The organism is Sphingomonas elodea ATCC 31461, assembly GCF_000226955.1.
In the GTDB taxonomy this organism is placed as follows: domain Bacteria; phylum Pseudomonadota; class Alphaproteobacteria; order Sphingomonadales; family Sphingomonadaceae; genus Sphingomonas; species Sphingomonas elodea.
Genome location: NZ_AGFU01000028.1, coordinates 1 through 16192 on the forward strand (window position 1 = coordinate 1; position 16192 = coordinate 16192).

Annotated in this window: 20 protein-coding genes; 12 read left to right on the forward strand and 8 right to left on the reverse strand. The window is 67.1% G+C overall.

All coding sequences use genetic code 11. The annotated features are described in order from the left end of the window. Positions 1–740 (forward strand): methyl-accepting chemotaxis protein (locus KK7_RS0109775; RefSeq protein WP_010544463.1); only part of this gene is annotated, 740 nt, incomplete at its 5' end. A gap of 15 nt (positions 741–755) precedes the next feature. Here KK7_RS0109775 and KK7_RS0109780 read toward each other — a convergent pair. Then, the gene (locus KK7_RS0109780) at positions 756–1226 is read right to left on the reverse strand and encodes a monooxygenase family protein (protein ID WP_010544464.1); all 471 of its coding nucleotides are present in this window, start codon (positions 1224–1226) and stop codon (positions 756–758) included. Positions 1227–1282: 56 nt separating this feature from the next. Between KK7_RS0109780 and KK7_RS20470 the strand changes: the two genes are divergently transcribed. Continuing rightward, entirely contained in the window at positions 1283–1843 is a 561-nt protein-coding gene (locus KK7_RS20470) for a TetR/AcrR family transcriptional regulator (RefSeq protein WP_040598282.1), read from the forward strand. On the opposite strand, the gene thpR is transcribed toward KK7_RS20470, so the two are convergent. After that, a complete protein-coding gene (gene thpR / locus KK7_RS0109790; RefSeq protein WP_010544466.1) occupies positions 1825–2361 on the reverse strand; it encodes an RNA 2',3'-cyclic phosphodiesterase in 537 nt (178 codons plus the stop codon). The genes KK7_RS20470 and thpR overlap by 19 nt on opposite strands. 162 nt (positions 2362–2523) lie before the next feature. Here thpR and KK7_RS0109795 point away from each other — a divergent pair, with 162 nt between their 5' ends. The 3 genes from KK7_RS0109795 (at position 2524) to KK7_RS0109805 (ending at position 4734) form a co-directional block, all read left to right on the forward strand. Beyond that, entirely contained in the window at positions 2524–3291 is a 768-nt protein-coding gene (locus KK7_RS0109795; RefSeq protein ID WP_010544467.1) for a Bax inhibitor-1/YccA family protein, read from the forward strand. Between the two features lie 136 nt (positions 3292–3427). Next, the gene (locus KK7_RS0109800; RefSeq protein WP_010544468.1) at positions 3428–3775 is read left to right on the forward strand and encodes a hypothetical protein; all 348 of its coding nucleotides are present in this window, start codon (positions 3428–3430) and stop codon (positions 3773–3775) included. A gap of 11 nt (positions 3776–3786) precedes the next feature. Further along, positions 3787–4734: a cation diffusion facilitator family transporter gene (locus KK7_RS0109805; RefSeq protein ID WP_029623151.1), complete on the forward strand. Its 948-nt coding sequence runs from the start codon at positions 3787–3789 to the stop codon at positions 4732–4734. An 89-nt stretch (positions 4735–4823) separates the two neighbouring features. Here KK7_RS0109805 and KK7_RS0109810 read toward each other — a convergent pair whose 3' ends face one another. Then, positions 4824–5195, reverse strand: a complete 372-nt coding sequence (locus KK7_RS0109810) for a response regulator (RefSeq protein WP_193378010.1) — start codon at positions 5193–5195, stop codon at positions 4824–4826. A gap of 146 nt (positions 5196–5341) precedes the next feature. Here KK7_RS0109810 and KK7_RS0109815 point away from each other — a divergent pair, with 146 nt between their 5' ends. Next, entirely contained in the window at positions 5342–5527 is a 186-nt protein-coding gene (locus KK7_RS0109815) for a hypothetical protein (RefSeq protein ID WP_010544471.1), read from the forward strand. Between the two features lie 7 nt (positions 5528–5534). Here KK7_RS0109815 and KK7_RS0109820 read toward each other — a convergent pair whose 3' ends face one another. Then, positions 5535–6251, reverse strand: coding sequence for an HAD family hydrolase (locus tag KK7_RS0109820; RefSeq protein WP_010544472.1), 717 nt, complete (start codon positions 6249–6251; stop codon positions 5535–5537). A 6-nt stretch (positions 6252–6257) separates the two neighbouring features. Next, positions 6258–7463, reverse strand: a complete 1206-nt coding sequence (locus tag KK7_RS0109825) for a toxic anion resistance protein (protein WP_010544473.1) — start codon at positions 7461–7463, stop codon at positions 6258–6260. A gap of 191 nt (positions 7464–7654) precedes the next feature. On the opposite strand from KK7_RS0109825, the gene typA reads away from it, so the two are divergent. Further along, the gene (typA, locus tag KK7_RS0109830) at positions 7655–9496 is read left to right on the forward strand and encodes a translational GTPase TypA (protein WP_010544474.1); all 1842 of its coding nucleotides are present in this window, start codon (positions 7655–7657) and stop codon (positions 9494–9496) included. A gap of 491 nt (positions 9497–9987) precedes the next feature. On the opposite strand, the gene KK7_RS0109840 is transcribed toward typA, so the two are convergent. Next, positions 9988–10611, reverse strand: coding sequence for an FxDxF family PEP-CTERM protein (locus KK7_RS0109840; RefSeq protein WP_010544475.1), 624 nt, complete (start codon positions 10609–10611; stop codon positions 9988–9990). Positions 10612–10982: 371 nt separating this feature from the next. Between KK7_RS0109840 and KK7_RS20475 the strand changes: the two genes are divergently transcribed. Next, on the forward strand, positions 10983–11663 hold the full coding sequence (locus KK7_RS20475) for an N-acyl amino acid synthase FeeM domain-containing protein (RefSeq protein ID WP_010544476.1): 681 nt from the start codon (positions 10983–10985) through the stop codon (positions 11661–11663). 212 nt (positions 11664–11875) lie between these two features. After that, entirely contained in the window at positions 11876–12493 is a 618-nt protein-coding gene (locus KK7_RS0109850) for a hypothetical protein (protein ID WP_029623152.1), read from the forward strand. On the opposite strand, the gene KK7_RS0109855 is transcribed toward KK7_RS0109850, so the two are convergent. Further along, complete coding sequence (locus KK7_RS0109855) at positions 12387–12800, reverse strand: EVE domain-containing protein (RefSeq protein ID WP_010544478.1); 414 nt, start codon at positions 12798–12800, stop codon at positions 12387–12389. The genes KK7_RS0109850 and KK7_RS0109855 overlap by 107 nt on opposite strands. 123 nt (positions 12801–12923) lie before the next feature. Between KK7_RS0109855 and KK7_RS20480 the strand changes: the two genes are divergently transcribed. From KK7_RS20480 to KK7_RS0109870, 3 genes are all read left to right on the forward strand, one after another. Then, positions 12924–13283 (forward strand): anion permease, encoded by a 360-nt coding sequence (locus tag KK7_RS20480; RefSeq protein ID WP_010544479.1) that lies wholly within the window; start codon positions 12924–12926, stop codon positions 13281–13283. Positions 13284–13351: 68 nt separating this feature from the next. Continuing rightward, positions 13352–14992 carry an FAD-dependent oxidoreductase gene (locus tag KK7_RS0109865; RefSeq protein ID WP_010544480.1) on the forward strand — a complete coding sequence of 547 codons (1641 nt, stop codon included), beginning with the start codon at positions 13352–13354 and terminating at the stop codon, positions 14990–14992. Positions 14993–15008: 16 nt separating this feature from the next. Then, positions 15009–15296: a DUF3297 family protein gene (locus tag KK7_RS0109870; protein WP_010544481.1), complete on the forward strand. Its 288-nt coding sequence runs from the start codon at positions 15009–15011 to the stop codon at positions 15294–15296. A gap of 126 nt (positions 15297–15422) precedes the next feature. On the opposite strand, the gene KK7_RS0109875 is transcribed toward KK7_RS0109870, so the two are convergent. Next, positions 15423–16100, reverse strand: coding sequence for a hypothetical protein (locus tag KK7_RS0109875; protein ID WP_010544482.1), 678 nt, complete (start codon positions 16098–16100; stop codon positions 15423–15425). Positions 16101–16192 lie beyond the last annotated feature (92 nt).

Below are 16192 nucleotides of genomic sequence, written 5' to 3' on the forward strand. Positions count from 1 at the left end.
CCGCCGCCAATGCGGGGCAGACGGTGGCGCGCGCCGACGGCGCGATCAATTCGGTCCAGTCCGGCCGCGAGGTTGCCGATCAGGCGGTGGCGGCGATGAGCCGCGTTTCGGAAAGCGCCAAGGGCATCGACGCGGTGATCGAGGGGCTCGACAAGATCGCCTTCCAGACTCGGGTTCTCGCGATGAACGCCGCTGTCGAGGCCGGCCGCGCCGGCGAGGCGGGCCGCGGCTTCGCGGTGGTCGCCGACCTGGTTTCCGCCCTTGCGATGCGCGCCGAGGAAGAGGCCGGTCGCGCCCGCGACCAGCTGACCACCACCCAGACCGACGTCACCGCCGCGGTGGGCATGGTCCAGCGGGTCGATGAGGCCTTCGCCGCGATCGCCACCGATGTGCGCGAAGTGCACGACCTGCTCGGCAACATGGCGACCGCAAACCAGGCCCAGGCCTCGTCGATCGGCGAGATCAGCACCGCGATCACGGTGATGGACCAGGCGACCCAACAGAATGCCGCGATGGTCGAGCAGACCTCCGCCGCCGCGCGCAACCTGAGCAGCGAAGTGGAAGCGCTGAAGCGCCAGGCGCAGGCCTTTACCGTGGATGGCGGGCACAATGCCCGGATGAGCCTGCCGCTGCGCCGGCCCAACCTGACGTCGTCGCGCAGCGCCGCGCCGCGCGGCCGGGCTGCCCTGGCACCCGCCCCGGCCGCCGCGATGGCCGACGGGGACTGGGCCTCGTTCTGATATGCCCGTCCCGGTTCAGCCCTCCGCCCCGGCATGGGCGTGGAGGCGCTGGCGGGTCGACATCAGCGTGCCCACCGGCTTGGCCGGGGGCGCGAACATGCCGAGGCCGACGCGCTGGCCGGGAAGATTGACGTACACCGCCTCGATGCCGCGAGCGCTATAGGCTTCGTGCCAGAAGCCGGCGCCTTGCGGGTCCTTCAGGAAATCGCGCCACCAATGGCTGTGCGGCGCGCTGCGGGTGAAGGCCTCCAGGCTCGCCAGGTCGCGCCAATACTGGCGAAAGCCGACATGGTTCCAGCCGAACAGCATGCCATCCTCCGCCAGCAGCCCGTCGGGCGGATCCTTGCGGATGTCGGCCAAGCCCTTGCCGATGCGCAGCATCGCGGGGAGGGCGCGCAGGCGGCGCAGCTTGAAGCCCAGGATCACCACGATCAGGTCCGGATAGGCGGCGAGATCCACGGTCTCGCGCAGCGTGGCAGCTTGCATCTCGAGTCTCCTCGTTTACAATGTACACACTACCGATAGTGTACGGTGTAAACAAGATGGAAACTGCTGAGGGCGGGTTGCGCCCGCGACTGATCGAGGCAGCCCTCGCGCTGCTCGACCGCGAGGGCGAGGGGGGGATGACGCTGCGGGCGCTCGCCAAGGCGACGGGCGTGTCGGCGATGGCCCCCTATCGTCATTTCCCGGACAAGGCGGCCCTGCTGGGGGCGGTGGCCGAAGCAGGCTTCTCCGAGCTGGCTGCCGCACTGGCCGAGGCCGATCGGGCGGAATCCCCCAAGGCTGCGCTGGTCGCGCAGGGGCTGGCCTATTTCCGGTTCGCGCAGCATCGCCCGGCCCTCTTCCGGCTGATGTTCGGTGGGGTGGCGATGTGCGATGCGCCGCCCAAGGACTATGGGGAGGCCTTCGCCATCCTTTCCCGCCGCGTCGCAAGTCTTGGTGGCGGCGCGCCCGAGCCTGCGACGATTGCCGCATGGGGTGTGGTGCACGGGCTTGCCACACTCACGCTCGACGGCAAGCTGCCGGCGGAGGAAGGCGTGATCGCCGCCGCCGTAGCGCTGGTGGCGGACGGGATTGCGGGCGCTCAGCCGCGCGACGGATAACGCCGGATCGCCTCGTACCGTGCACCTTCCCGGCCGAGATGGCTCTCGAACAGCAGGAAATGGTCGACGGGAAAGGCGGGGCTCGCCAGCCCGGCATGCGCTTCCAGGAATCGATCGTTGGCGCCGGCGGGCGCGTTCATGCGGGCGAGGGTGACATGGGGCAGATAGGCGCGGCGTTCAGGCGAGAGGCCGATCCGTACCAGCGTCTGATCGATCTTGTGATGCAACTGGGTCACCGCGTCGTGCGGCCGCAGCCCTGCCCACACGGCATTGAGGCGTCCGCGCGAATCGAACTCGCCGACCCCGGCGACCGCCAGGTCGAACGGCGCGAAATGGACATGGTCCAAGGCCACCGCGACGTCTTCCGCGACCGGCCGCTCGACCTCGCCGATATAGCGCAGCGTGCAGTGGAGCTGGTCGTCGGTCTGCCAGCGCGCGCCCGCGACCCCGCCGGCCAGCGCCAGCAATTGGGCGCGGATCGCGGCGGGCGGGCGGAATCCGACGAACAGGCGATGCATCTAGGGTCTCCAGGTCAAGGCGGCGCTTTGGTGCACCGTGCGAGCGAAGTCGATCTGGGCTCTGTTTCGAAACGTTGCTACACCCGGTTTCGCTTGAAAAGGCCTGTGGCGAGGCCGATATTCCGCCCATCCGGTATTGCGCCGGTCAAAGGAGTTTTTCGAATGGCTAACTGGTCCGATCCCCGCACGAGCGAGTCGCCCTTCGCGACCGCGAGTGCACGCGCCGCGGCGCACGACGCGGGGCTCCGGTCGTACATGCTGTCGGTCTACAACTACATGCTCTCCGGCGTGCTGCTGACCGGCATCGTCGCGCTGGCGTTCGGCAAGGTCGCATCGCTGCAGGCGCTGCTGTTCCAGCTGGTGGAAACCAGCCGGGGTACACAGCTGCAGCCGACGCTGCTCGGCTGGGTGGCGATGATCTCGCCGCTGGCGATCGTGTTCGCGATGAGCTTCGGCCAGAGCCGCATGTCGGAGGGCACGCTGAAGGCGCTGTTCTTCGCCTATGCCGGCCTGCTGGGCGCGTCGCTCTCGACGATCTTCACCACCTATACCGACATGTCGATCGCGCAGGTGTTCTTCGGCACCGCCGCCGGCTTCGGTGCGCTGAGCCTCTATGGCTACACCACCAAGAAGGACCTGTCGGGCTTCGGCACCTTCCTGATCATCGGCCTGGTGGGTCTGCTCGTCGCGACGGTGGTGAACATCTTCCTGCAGTCCAGCATGATGAGCCTGGTGATCAGCGCTGTCGGCGTGCTGATCTTCGCCGGTCTCACTGCCTATGACACGCAGAAGATCAAGAGCATCTACAGCTATGTCGCGGGCACCCGTGAGCAGGGCAAGGTCGCGATCATGGGGGCGCTGAACCTCTATCTCGACTTCATCAACATGTTCCTGTTCCTGCTGCGCCTGTTCGGCAGCTCGCGCGACTGATCGCCCGCGGTACACGACATCAAGGGCCCGGCGGAGCGATCCGCCGGGCCTTTTTCGTTGCTGCGCGTTTCTGCGAGAACGGAACGCGAGCATGCGTCGGGCCGTTGGAAGCCGGTAACGCTCAGGAGAGTGCAGCATGCCTACCGACCCGCTCGAAAACGCCATGGACCGCATGTCGGTCGCCCCCGATCCCCGCGCGGACGAGGATGCGGCCAAGGGCCCCGTCCATTCGTCCGATGCCGGTACCGATCTTTCGATCGAGGAGCGGCTTGCCCGCGATCCTGCGAGCAAGGACGCCCGGCTCGATCGTGCGCTGGACGAATCGATGGACGCCTCCGATCCCCCGGCCTCGACCCAGCCGATCCACAACAACCAGATTCCCGAGAGCTCGGGCTATAATGCGGAAGCGGAAGCCGAGCGCGGCGCGGGCAAGGAAGACAAGGGCCTGATCGACAAGGCGTTGCACAAGCTCGGCCTCGACTGAGGCGCGAAGGGATGGCTGCGTCTCCGGCGTTGGGGTGGCGCGCCAATCTGGTTCTCTATGCGGCGCTTGGCGCCAATATCGGGATCGCCGTCGCGAAGTTCGTCGCGGCGGCGATCACCGCCTCGTCCTCGATGCTCACCGAGGGCGTGCACAGCCTGGTCGACAGCCTCAACCAGATCCTGCTGCTCTACGGCCAGCGCAGGGCGAAGCGCCCGCCGGACGCCGAACATCCGTTCGGCTATGGCCGCGAGCTGTATTTCTGGGCGTTCGTCGTCGCGATCCTGATCTTCGGGCTGGGCGCGGGCGTGTCGGTCTATGAAGGCTATCTCCACATCATCGATCCGGAGCCGCTGCGCGATCCGCTGGTCAACTATATCGTGCTGGGCATCGCCACCGCCATGGAGGGCACCAGCTGGGTGATCGCCGTCCGCGAGTTTCGCGAGAGCAAGGGCGCGTGCGGCTGGTGGAAGGCGATCCGGGAATCCAAGGATCCCGCGGGCTTCATCGTATTGTTCGAGGATTCGGCGGCACTGGCGGGGCTGATCGTCGCAGGCGTCGGGGTGTGGGCGAGCCATGCCTTCGCCGACCCGCGCATCGACGGCGCAGCCTCGATCGTGATCGGCCTGATCCTGGCGGCAGTCGCGACGCTGCTCGCCCGAGAGGCCAAGGGACTGCTGATCGGCGAGCGCGCCAATCCGGAGATGATCGCCCAGATCCGCGCCATGCTGGAGGCCGAGGCGCGCATCACCGGCGTCAACCATGTCCGTACCATCCACACCGCGCCCGACCATGTGTTCGTGGCGATCAGCGCGGACTTCGACGACACGCTGGCGATGGGCGAGGCGGAGACGCTGATCGAACGGATCGAGGCGACGCTCAAGGCGGCGCTGCCCCAGCTCAGCTCGATCTATATCCGCCCCGAGAAGCGCGAGGACGCCGAGGTCGTCGTGGCCGGCTAGAGCGTTTTCACCATGGGTGAAGACGCTCTAGATGTTTGTTTGCCGCATTTTCCGAGTCGTTGACCGTAAACGGTCAACTTGAAAATGCTCTAGTCGCCGAGCGCGCCGAGCAATTCGTGGGTGCGCAGCGGCTTTTCGAGCAGTGCCGCATAGCCGATCGCCATCGCTTCCGCCCGAAGCGAGGGGTTGGGATAGCCGGTCATCAGCACCGCATGGCCGCGCCAGCCCCGCGCGTGAAGGTCGCGCAACAGGGCGATGCCGTCGCCATCGGGCAGGCAATAGTCTGCGACCAGATAGTCGGCACGTAGCGAGGCGGGATCGGCGAGCGACGCCGTCGCCACGCTGTGCGCGCGCACGAGATAGCCCCGCCCGTGCAGCAGCAGCTGGGTCGAGCGACGCACGCCGTCATCGTCTTCGACGAGCAATACGCTGGGGCGTTCGGCAGGGGATGGCATGGTCATGGAGCGAGCCTGATTGTCTCGCCTGCCACGCCGGGCTGGCCGCGTCTCTACGCAAAGGTCCCAGGGGGGCGGCCGGTCCGACGGCGCGCTCCGCTGGCCCAAGGGGCGGTTGCGACGCGCCCGGCGATGCGGCACCCTGCCATTCGATGTTCTTCGACGAGAATCGCGTCTGGCCCCGGCCTGAGCCGCCACGGCCGATCCCGGCCCCGCCCGGCCGGCGGGAGCGATTCCTGACGCGGATGTTCCTGATCTACGCGCTGATCCTGCTGCTGCTGCCGGTAAGCGCGAGCGGGATCGCCGACCTGATCCGCTACCTGCTCGCGCTGCTTTGATCCGGGCTCAGCCCAGTTCCTCGTCCTTGTACTTGATCTGCAGGAAGGTGCCGCGGGTCGCCAGCGCATCGAGATCGCCCTGCGCCAGCTGCGCGGTCATCTCGGCGATTTCCTCGTCGATCACCTGCAGCCCCTGCGCCAGCTGCTGGTCCGGCGTCATGCCGTTGCGCGCCACCGTGCGCAGCGGCTCGGGCACGCGGCCATAGCCCTTGACCAGCTCGGGGAGCTGCTCGCCGATCAGCTTGCGGACCTCGTTGGCGGCGGGCGAGGCCTCGTCCAGCCGGGCGAGCTGCGGCGCCAGCGTCTCCAGCTTCACCCCGATCGAATCGACCAGGGTGCGGGCGGGGGCGGGCAGCGCCAGCCGCTGCGTCTCCAGCCAGCGTTCGGTGGTGGCGGGCAGCGCCTTCAGCGGCACCTGCACCAGCTGCTCGACTCGCGGCGCGCGGGTGACCGGCAGCGAGGCGAATACCAGCGTCGCCAGGATCAGCAGCGCCATCACCGCCAGCGCCCCGAACATGCCGATGCCGGTGGGCAGCAGCATGCCGATCACGATCGCCGCGATGAGGATCACCGCATCGGCGGCCGCGATCCGACCCAGCCGGGCGATGATCTCCGCCTCGCGCCGCTTGCGGGTGCGGGTGGCGAGCGCGCCTTCGGTGCGGGCGCGCGAACGCTCGATCAGTTCCTCGCCGCGGGCAAGCAGGCGGTCCACGTCACTCGGCATCGCGGCTTACATCGCCTCCAGCTTGAAGCCGTCCGCAGGGCCGCTCAGCCGGTTCTGCTCGGCCCCCTCGGCGCGGGCGATATAGCCCTTCGACTTCTCGACTTCGTTGGACAGGGTGTTGACCGTCACCTTCATGCTGTCGAGCGCCTTCAGCTTGAAGGTGTCGATCGCATCCATCGTGTCGTAGATGTTCTGGAAGGCGCGCTGCAGCGTCTCCACCGGGATGGTCGAGCTCGCCGCCTGTTCGTGGATCGCGGCGGTCTGGCTCTTGAGCAGCTGGCCGGTCGAATCGATCAGGTTCGCGGTCGTCGTGTTGAGCGCGGTGATCTGGTCGAGCACCAGCTTCTGGTTGTTGAGCGCCTGCGCCACGGTGACGGCGGTGCGCAGCGCCGAGACGGTGGTGGTCGAGGCGCGGTCGACGCCCTTGATCAGCTCGACATTGTTCTTCTTGACCAGATCGAGCGCCAGATAGCCCTGCACGGTCACCGCCATTTGCGTCAGCAGGTCCTGGGTGCGCTGGCGGACATAGAAGAGCGCCGTCTCGCGGATCGCCTTGGCCTTGGCGGGATCGGTGTGATCCAGCTCGGCCGCCTTGTCCTCGAGCTTTTCGTCCATCGCCTTGGACAGATAGATCATCTGTTCCAGCCGGCCCATCGCCGCCCACAGGTTCGCGCGCTCGGTGGCGATCGCGGCATTGTCCTGGAGCAGCTCGTCCTTGCCGTTGGACAGGCTCTTGAGGATGCCGTTGATGTGGCTCTGCGACGACTGGTACTTGCGGAAATAGTTGGTCAGCGCGCTGCCGCCGAACAGCTTCGTGAGGAAGCCGTCCTTGCCGCCGATCAGCTTGCCGTTGCGCGAGGGATCGAGGTCTTCCACCGTCTTGCGCAGCGCCAGCAGGTCGGCGCCGACACCGCCCTCGCTGCCCATCGCGCGGACCGGGCGATCGAGAAACCTGTTCGACTGGCCCGCCGCCTCGCGAATTTCCTTCTGCCCCATCGCCGCGATCGCATCGACACGCTTGCCGAACTCGGGCGAGTTCACGTCCTGCGCGATCAGATCGTCGATGAAGCCGTCGACCCGCTTGTCGAGCTCGGTCTTCTTGGTGTCCTCCACCGGCACCAAGCCGGCCGCCTTTTCCGGTGCCACGGCGGGCACGGGATCCGGGGGCGTGAGCACCAGACCCTGTTCTGCGGTATCCGTCACAGTCGCCATCGTCGCTCTCTCTTCCCTACTCCGTGGGGACAACCATGCAGGCGAAGCACGTATCCCGCAAGTGTGTCATGTAGATATGACACTATGTGTTTCAACGGGAATGCGCGTCTGGCATGGGGGCCTTCCCGCGACGCACAAATTCGGCTATGGGGCCGCCCGTACGCGCGCTTCCGCGCCAATCAGGAAATCGCATGAACCTCCGCAACGTGGCGATTATCGCACACGTCGACCATGGCAAGACCACCCTCGTCGACCAGCTTTTCCGCCAGTCCGGCACCTTCCGTGACAACCAGCGCGTCGAAGAGCGTGCGATGGACTCGAACGACCTCGAAAAGGAGCGCGGGATCACGATTCTCGCCAAGCCGACCTCGGTCGACTGGTCGCCCGACGGCACCGAAGCGAACAGCATCCGCATCAACATCGTCGACACGCCCGGCCACGCCGACTTCGGCGGCGAGGTGGAGCGCATCCTGAGCATGGTCGACGGCGTGATCCTGCTGGTCGACTCGTCCGAAGGCGCGATGCCGCAGACCAAGTTCGTCACCGGCAAGGCGCTGAAGCTGGGCCTGCGTCCGATCGTGGTCGTCAACAAGATCGACCGTGCCGATTCGCGCGTGCAGGAAGTGCTCGACGAAGTGTTCGACCTGTTCGTGACGCTGGAAGCGACCGACGAGCAGCTCGACTTCCCGGTGCTCTACGCCTCGGGCCGCAACGGCTATGCCTCGGACGATCCCGAAGCGCGCGAGGGCACGCTGACCCCGCTGTTCCAGAAGATCGTCGATCACGTGCCGCCGCCCCAGGTGGACCCGGATGCCGAGTTCAAGTTCCTGGTGACGCTGCTCGACCGCGACAACTTCCTTGGCCGTATCCTCACCGGCCGTGTCGAGAGCGGCACGGTGCGCATGAACCAGCCGATCCACGCGCTCGACGCCGAGGGCAATGTGATCGAGACCGGTCGCGCCTCGAAGATCATGTCGTTCCGCGGCCTCGACCGTGTGCCGGTGGAAGAAGCACGCGCAGGCGACATCATCAGCCTTGCCGGCCTCGCCGTCGCCACCGTGTCGAACACCATCGCCGACACCTCGGTCAGCGTGCCGCTGCAGGCGCAGCCGATCGATCCGCCGACGCTGTCGATGCGCTTCGCCGTCAACGACTCGCCGATGGCGGGCCGCGAGGGCAGCAAGGTGACCAGCCGCATGATCCGCGACCGCCTGTTCCGCGAGGCGGAATCGAACGTCGCGATCAAGATCACCGAGAGCGACGAGAAGGACAGCTTCGAAGTCGCCGGCCGCGGCGAGCTCCAGCTCGGCGTGCTGATCGAGACGATGCGCCGCGAGGGCTTCGAGCTCGGCATCAGCCGTCCGCGCGTGCTGTTCCGCGACGGCGAGAACGGCCGCGAGGAGCCGTACGAGACCGTCGTGATCGACGTGGACGAGGAATTCTCGGGCACGGTCGTCGACAAGATGAACCAGCGCAAGGCCGAGATGACCGACATGCGTCCGAGCGGTGGCGGCAAGACCCGCATTACCTTCTCGGCACCGTCGCGCGGCCTGATCGGCTATCACGGCGAGTTCCTGTCGGACACCCGCGGTACCGGCATCATGAACCGCCTGTTCGAGAAGTACGGGCCGTACAAGGGCAAGATCGAAGGCCGCAAGAACGGCGTGCTGATCTCCAACGGCGCCGGCGAAGCCCAGGGCTATGCGCTGGGTCCGCTCGAAGAGCGCGGCATTCTGTTCGTCGGTCACGGCGAAGCCCTGTACGAGGGCATGATCATCGGCGAGAACGCCAAGACGGAAGACCTCGAGGTCAACCCGATGAAGGCGAAGCAGCTGACCAACTTCCGCGCGAGCGGCGGCAAGGACGATGCGATCCGCCTGACCCCGCCGAAGAAGATGACGCTGGAACAGGCCATCGCGTACATCGACGATGACGAGATGGTGGAAGTGACCCCGAAGAACATCCGCCTGCGCAAGCGCTTCCTCGACCCGAACGAGCGCAAGCGCCAGAGCCGGGCGAAGTCGGCCGCATAAGTGACGCTGCTACGGTGAAGAAAGGGCCCCTGCCGACGACGGCGGGGGCCTTTTTCGTCTAGTTCGTTTGGCGCCCTCGGATCCGTCATCTCCGCGAAAGCCGGGATTCGATTGCCAGGACGCCCGGGATCGCGCCGGAACGGAGATCCAATGGATCCCGGCTTCGGAGGAGGCTTTTCAGGCCGCCACGGGGTTCCACGGCAGGCGCTGGAGCAGCAGCCCCAGTCCGCACCAGCCGCGCGCCCTTCTGGCACTGGAAGATCAGAACGCGGTCGTCGGGCAGGGTGGCATCGGCGAGCAGCGCCGGCAGTGCCCCGAGCGGCATCGAGGCGGCATAGGGGATGTGCGTGTATATGGGCGGGGGCCCGGCGCCGATGTACGCCGCCGACGCGCTGCGCGCCTACGACCAGTTCGCCGAATGAGGGCGCGGCCCAAAAGGACGAGCCGCCGATCCGGGATCGGCGGCTCGAAGGTCAACGGTAGTCTATCGCTCAGGCGGCGTAGGACACGCGCGTGCTGGTCGCGCGACGACGACGCATCGCGAAGCCGATGCCGCCCATGCCGACGATCATCATGCCCCACGAAGCCGGCTCCGGCACGCCCGACGGGATGAAGGTCGCGTTGCCGCCATAGGAACCCAGACCGCGCGACACGCCCGTCACTTCGACGGTGTTCAGCTGGCCGAGCATGACCATCGCATTGCTGACCGAGAACTTCTCGCTCGCGCCGCAGGTGCCGACGCCGCGCATCGTGCAGGTCGCGCCATTGATGTCGAACAGCGTGCTGGTGGCGGCGATGCCGTTGACCATCACCGAGGTGATGTCGAGATCGGTCACGCCGAGGAAGCCCGGGCCGGTCACGCCGGTGGTCACCGAGCCGCTGCCGGTGCCGTTCTGCGGGATGGTGAACTGGTACAGGTCGGTGAACGCGCCGGCGGCAATACCGGTGTGACCGAAGGTCGCGGCGATCGGACCCGAGAAGATGTTGCCTGCGACCACGAACGATGTGCCAGCGGGCTGCGAGCCGGGCGTGATGATCGTGGTGGCGGCTTCGGCCGCGGTGGCCGAGAGGAACAATGCGGGAATTGCCGCGATCGCGGCGAGGGAACGCTTCATACTGCTGACCTTCCGTGTGTTAACGCGGCGTTCATCACGTCGCGGTGGGCAAACCCATTGTGGATCCATAAGTTCCGCAGTTATTTCCGCAGTTTAGTGAAGGTTTCGTAGGTTTACGGAGGGGGAGTTCCACTTTGGCACACATCTTGGCCTAATTTTGCATCAGATCGCCGCTAAGCCATTTATATGACTCAGGAAATCTTCACTCATCGCTCCTCTAATCGGGGCGAGGGCGGTGAGGAGGATTGCGGGTGGGGTACATTGCGCCGATTCAGGCAGCACAGCCTTGTGCGTGCCATAAAACGCATCCGTTCGGGTGTGGTTCCAGGGGGCTGAAGGAACGGTTCGATCATGATGGGCTGAGCATCGGCGTGGCCGATAGCGGCAGCGATCGGGCGCGGGCATCGGGTCTGATCAACCGGATGTACGGGTGGCGGGGCTATGGCTCCGAGCATGTCCTGCCGAGCGGCACGCAGTGCACCACCTTTGTCGCCGAAAGCGGCACCGAGGTGGTGGGCACCCTGTCGCTGACCGTGGATGGTCCCGCCGGGCTGGCGGCGGATCGCACCTTCGGGGACATCCTCGACGCGATCCGCCAGACGCCGGGGGCAAGCCTTTGCGAACTCGCCAAGTTCGCCTTCGACACGGCGACGCCGGCCAAGTCGCGGCTCGCCGCCCTGTTCCACAGCGTGCTGATCTTCGGATCCGCCGAATATGGCTGCTCGGACCTGTTCATCGAGGTGAACCCGCGGCACAAGGCCTTTTACGAGGCTTCGCTCGGCTTCCGCGCGCTCACCGAGCCGCGGATCAACCAGAGCGTGATGGCGCCGTCCTATCTGCTGTGGCTCAGCGTCGACGCGATCCGCCAGAATATCGAGCGGTGCCAGCGCGGCGAGCCGAGCGGCAAGCATTCGCTCTATCCGTACTTCCTGTCGGCCGAGGACGAGAAGCGTGTGGCGCAGCATTTCCGGCGCCCGCCGGCGGGCATCGGCGAACTGGTATCGCCGGTGCAGCAGCACCTGCCCGGCTGCAGCAAGGCGACGCTGGTCTAGAGCATTTTCGAGTTGACCGTGCACGGGCAACGGCTCGGGAAATGCGGCAACCAAAGACCTGGAGCGTCTTCCCCCACGGTGAAAACGCTCCAGCCGCCGCGGCCGATTGCGAAAGCGCTCGACATGCAATCGTGCGCCGGCATGCGCGTGTCGGGGCTTTCGCCGCGATCACAGCCATGGTCTAAGGAGCGCGGTCTGCGGGAGAGTGCGTGATGTTGCTGGCCGTGTTGCTGTTGGGAGTGCCGTTGCAGGATCGGGCCGCCGCTCCCGCGAGCGCCGCCACCGTGAACGCCCCCGAGCAGGCGGCGGATGGCGGCCAGCGATGGTCGATCCTTGCCGATCCCTGCGCTTCGGCCCAGACGGGCGGCGACCAGATCGTGGTGTGCGGCACGGGCCCGCAGGCACCCCGCCTGCCGCTCCCCGGGGAACGCGGCCCGCCGGATCGTCCGATGCCGAGCAATCCGGAGCGGACCGGCATCGGCGCGCTCAACGCGGTGTCGACGCCGTGCGCCGCATTGGTCGGCGGATGTCAGACAGGCGTCGACATCTTCGGCGGGGCGACCGCGCTGGTGCGCGGCGTCGGCAAGCTGATCGACCCGAACAGCTGCTGCGAGGAACCGGGAGAATCGCGCAACTTCTTCAAGCTGGTCGGCGATGCCGGCAAGGGCGTGGGCCGGGCATTCAAGAAGAAGCCCGACAAGTCCAACCGCGTGCCGATCGACCTCAGCGATCCGGTGCCGTTCCGCTCATCTCCAGCAGCACCGCCCACTCCTCCGGCCGCACCGGCGTCACCGACAGACGCGACTGGCGCACCATCTCGAGGGCCGTAAGCCGCGGCTCGGCCTTGATGTCCGGCAGCGGCACGGGTCTGGCCAGCGGGCGGAGCGCCTTCACTTCGACGCTCGCCCACTTGCCGTCGTCGCCGTCGGGCTGCCAGGCGCGGGTGATCTCCATGATGCCCACCGCGGCCTTCTGGATGTTCGAATGGTAGAAGATCGCCTGGTCGCCGGGGACCATCGCCTTCAGGAAGTTGCGCGCGGTGTAGTTGCGCACGCCGTTCCATTCGGTGGTGCCGTCGCGCACCAGGTCGTCCCAGCCATAGACATCGGGTTCGGAGCGAAGGATCCAGTAGGCCATGGCGCCCGTTAGCCAGCTAAACCGCGGCTGAACAGCCGGTTCCGCACCGATTAAGCCGTCCTTGCCTATAGCGGGGCATCGGCGCCGCCCGACTCGCCGGCGCCCCGAGGTGAGGAGATAAGGATGAACCATCTGGCCAAGAAGCTGGTGCTGGGCGTCGCCACCGGTGCGAGCCTGCTGGCCGCGGCTGTGCCCGCCCAGGCGCAGGACTGGCGCTGGCGCCGGCATTACCGCGACCGCGACGACGCTGCCGGCGTGGCGCTGGTAGCGGGGATTGCGGGACTCGCGATCGGCGCGGCGATCTCCAACGATCGCCGGTACGACTATGATCGGCGCTTCTATCGCGAGCGGGGCTATTACCCGGTCGACGGCTATTGGTACCGCGACAATTATCCGCGCTACCGCTACTATGAATATTGCAGCGTTCGCCGGGTCTGGGACCCCTATATCGGCCGTCCGGTGCTGATCCGCTACTGCGACTGAACGTCCGGCGCGCACGATCATCTCAACGGATGGTTCGTGCGCGCCCGCGCGCGCGATAGAGTGGCGCCATGGCAGATCCCGAACCGCTCGACCCGGCCGATCCCTATGCGCGATCCGCCCAGACCTTCCCGGTCCTGACCGCCGAAATGGTGGCCCGGGTCGCTGCCTTCGGGACGGAGGAGGCGCCGGAGGAAGGTGCGATGCTGTTCCGCCGCGGCGACCGCAGCGTCGACTTCTTCCTGTGTCTGGCGGGCGGCATCGAGATCCTCGACACCGATTCGGAAGGCCGGCCGCATCTCGTGCATGCGCATGGCCCGGGCCAGTTCACCGGTGAGCTCGACCTGTTCAACGATCGCAAGGTGCTGGTGAGCGGTCGCGCCACGGCGGGCACGCGGGTGGTGCGGATCGAGCGCACCGCGTTCCGCCGGATGATGGCGGCCGAGCCGGACGTGGGCGAGATCGTCATGCGCGCCTTCATCCTGCGCAGGGTGGGTCTGCTCCGCCACAGCGATGCCGGGGTGGCGCTGGCCGGCCCGGGGCACGGCGCCGACATGGGCCGAATCGAGACCTTCCTAACGCGCAACGCCTTCCCGCATCGGCGCATCGATACCGACACCGATCCCGATGCGGCGGGGTTCCTCGAATGGCTCGCGCTCACCGAAGAGGACCTGCCGGTGGTGGTGCTGGAAGGCCGGGTGCTGCGCAATCCCAGCAACGCCGCACTCGCCGACGCGCTGGGCCTGGCGACGGCGCTGGATCCGGCGCACGTGCACGACCTCGTCGTCGTCGGCGCCGGGCCTGCCGGCCTTGCGGCGGCGGTCTATGCTGCTTCCGAAGGGCTCGACACGATCGTGATCGAGGCGGTGGCGCCCGGCGGCCAGGCAGGGACCAGTTCCAAGATCGAGAATTATCTCGGCTTCCCCACCGGTATCTCGGGGCAGGCGCTGGCGGGTCGTGCGCAGGTGCAGGCGCAGAAATTCGGTGCGCGGCTGCTGGTTTCGCGCTCGGTGGTGCGGATCGAATGCGAGGAGCGGCCCTTCCGCCTCCACCTCGATGACGGTACGACGGTCCAGGCTCGGGCGGTGGTGGTCGCGACCGGCGCGCGCTACCGCAAGCTCGACCTGCCGCGCTATGCCGAGCTTGAAGGCAACGGAATCTATTATGCGGCGACCGCCATGGAGGCGGGCCTGTGCGCCGGATCCGAGGTGGTGGTGGTCGGCGGCGGCAATTCGGCCGGGCAGGCGGCGGTCTTCCTCGCCCGCCATGCCGCGCACGTCCATATCCTGGTGCGCGGGCCCGGCCTTGCCGCCACCATGTCGCGCTACCTGATCGACCGGATCGAAGCATCGGACCGCATCACCCTCCACCCCTTCACCGAAGTGAGCGCGCTGGAAGGCGAGCGGGCGCTGCGCGGCCTGTGCTGGACCGACCGGCGCAGCGGCACGGTGGAGCGCCGGGAGGTAGGGGCACTGTTCGTGATGATCGGCGCGGCGCCCAATACCGGCTTCTTGGAAGGCTGTGTCGATCTGGACGAGGGAGGATTCGTGCGGACGGGCAGCGGCGAGACGTTCTTCTGCTCGTCGGCACCCGGCGTGTTCGCGGTGGGCGACGTGCGGGCGGGGTCGGTGAAGCGGGTCGCCTCGGGCGTGGGCGAGGGCTCCATCGTGGTATCCGCCATCCATCGCTATCTTGAACCGGCGCCCGAATGACGGCATGAGCCCGGCCATGAGCGATACTCCTCCCGATCGTCTGTCGGTCAACCCGAGCAGCCCCTATTTCGCCCGCGAACTGCTGGAGCGCGGCGTCGGCATCAAGTTCAAGGGCGTCGAGCGCCGCGACGTCGAGGAATATTGCATTTCCGAAGGCTGGGTGCGCGTGGCGCTGGGCAAGAAGACCGATCGCAAGGGCAACCCGCTGACGATCAAGCTGGTCGGCCCGGTCGAGGCCTGGTTCCAGAGCGGTGGCGAGGCGACTGCGGACCCTGCGCCGGAAGCGGACAGCGCCGAAGGCTGAAGCCGAAGGGCGGTGGCCGCCGGATGTCGGCCCCGCCCGTCTTCATCGGTAGCGACCGTGGAGGACGACGATCGCCGGTCGATCATCGTTTAGGGCCGGGACGGCCTGTCCTCTGGATCGGAACCCTTATCCGGCCCTTGCCGCCCGCGACAGCTTGAGCATCGCCTCGCCCACGGTCGCGCGCACCGCTGCCCGCGTAATGCTGACCGTCTGGTCCTGCTTGATACAGGCGGTGAAGGCGGGCTTCAGCCGATCGATCGCGGCGCTTTCCTCCGGGCTGGTCGGCTGGGCGAGCAGCATCGCGTGGGCGTCGGCGGCATCCTCGCGCGCGACGCAGTCACCGAACAGGCGACCGGCGATGAAATCGCCGGGCAACTCGGCGGTGTCACCGTCGAACTCCTCGGAAAGGCGAAGCGGCGGCACCGTCTTGAAATCGGCGACCGGCCCCGCCTTGCCGAACTCGCGACGATAGAGCGAGGGGAACAGCGCGTTGCGGAAGCTCTCCGGCTGCAACCGCATCTCGATCTTGCTGTGCATCCGCACCGCGGCCCGGTTGAGGCAGCTAAGGTCCGCCGCCTTCAGTCCTGCCTCGCCGAAGCCCGGCCGATCGGGGATCGTGCGGAGAAAGGCCTGGATCGCCGGCTGGCGGGATTTCTGTGCCGTCACGCAATCGGTGAACTCCGCCACCAGGCGCAGCTTCTCCGCGGTGCTCGGTTCGTCGCTTGCGGGCCGCGCCATGGCCGCCGTGACGGGCGACAGTGCAAAGATCAGCGCGAGATACGGCAGTGCTGTTCGTGCCTGCATGATCCCCTCCGTGACTTGTTCTATTGTGCCGCATTGATCGCATGCCTTGCAAAGGCTGCCAAGAGAATTATATTGTTTTGCAATCGTTCATC

Excerpts from the sequence above, each read along its gene's own strand:
- KK7_RS0109780 (WP_010544464.1), bottom strand. The coding sequence starts at position 1,226 with ATGCAAGCTGCCACGCTGCGCGAGACCGTGGATCTCGCCGCCTATCCG.
- KK7_RS20470 (WP_040598282.1), top strand. The coding sequence starts at position 1,283 with ATGGAAACTGCTGAGGGCGGGTTGCGCCCGCGACTGATCGAGGCAGCC.
- thpR (WP_010544466.1), bottom strand. The coding sequence starts at position 2,361 with ATGCATCGCCTGTTCGTCGGATTCCGCCCGCCCGCCGCGATCCGCGCC.
- KK7_RS0109795 (WP_010544467.1), top strand. The coding sequence starts at position 2,524 with ATGGCTAACTGGTCCGATCCCCGCACGAGCGAGTCGCCCTTCGCGACC.
- KK7_RS0109800 (WP_010544468.1), top strand. The coding sequence starts at position 3,428 with ATGCCTACCGACCCGCTCGAAAACGCCATGGACCGCATGTCGGTCGCC.
- KK7_RS0109805 (WP_029623151.1), top strand. The coding sequence starts at position 3,787 with ATGGCTGCGTCTCCGGCGTTGGGGTGGCGCGCCAATCTGGTTCTCTAT.
- KK7_RS0109810 (WP_193378010.1), bottom strand. The coding sequence starts at position 5,195 with ATGACCATGCCATCCCCTGCCGAACGCCCCAGCGTATTGCTCGTCGAA.
- KK7_RS0109815 (WP_010544471.1), top strand. The coding sequence starts at position 5,342 with ATGTTCTTCGACGAGAATCGCGTCTGGCCCCGGCCTGAGCCGCCACGG.
- KK7_RS0109820 (WP_010544472.1), bottom strand. The coding sequence starts at position 6,251 with ATGCCGAGTGACGTGGACCGCCTGCTTGCCCGCGGCGAGGAACTGATC.
- KK7_RS0109825 (WP_010544473.1), bottom strand. The coding sequence starts at position 7,463 with ATGGCGACTGTGACGGATACCGCAGAACAGGGTCTGGTGCTCACGCCC.
- typA (WP_010544474.1), top strand. The coding sequence starts at position 7,655 with ATGAACCTCCGCAACGTGGCGATTATCGCACACGTCGACCATGGCAAG.
- KK7_RS0109840 (WP_010544475.1), bottom strand. The coding sequence starts at position 10,611 with ATGAAGCGTTCCCTCGCCGCGATCGCGGCAATTCCCGCATTGTTCCTC.
- KK7_RS0109850 (WP_029623152.1), top strand. The coding sequence starts at position 11,876 with ATGTTGCTGGCCGTGTTGCTGTTGGGAGTGCCGTTGCAGGATCGGGCC.
- KK7_RS0109855 (WP_010544478.1), bottom strand. The coding sequence starts at position 12,800 with ATGGCCTACTGGATCCTTCGCTCCGAACCCGATGTCTATGGCTGGGAC.
- KK7_RS20480 (WP_010544479.1), top strand. The coding sequence starts at position 12,924 with ATGAACCATCTGGCCAAGAAGCTGGTGCTGGGCGTCGCCACCGGTGCG.
- KK7_RS0109865 (WP_010544480.1), top strand. The coding sequence starts at position 13,352 with ATGGCAGATCCCGAACCGCTCGACCCGGCCGATCCCTATGCGCGATCC.
- KK7_RS0109870 (WP_010544481.1), top strand. The coding sequence starts at position 15,009 with ATGAGCGATACTCCTCCCGATCGTCTGTCGGTCAACCCGAGCAGCCCC.
- KK7_RS0109875 (WP_010544482.1), bottom strand. The coding sequence starts at position 16,100 with ATGCAGGCACGAACAGCACTGCCGTATCTCGCGCTGATCTTTGCACTG.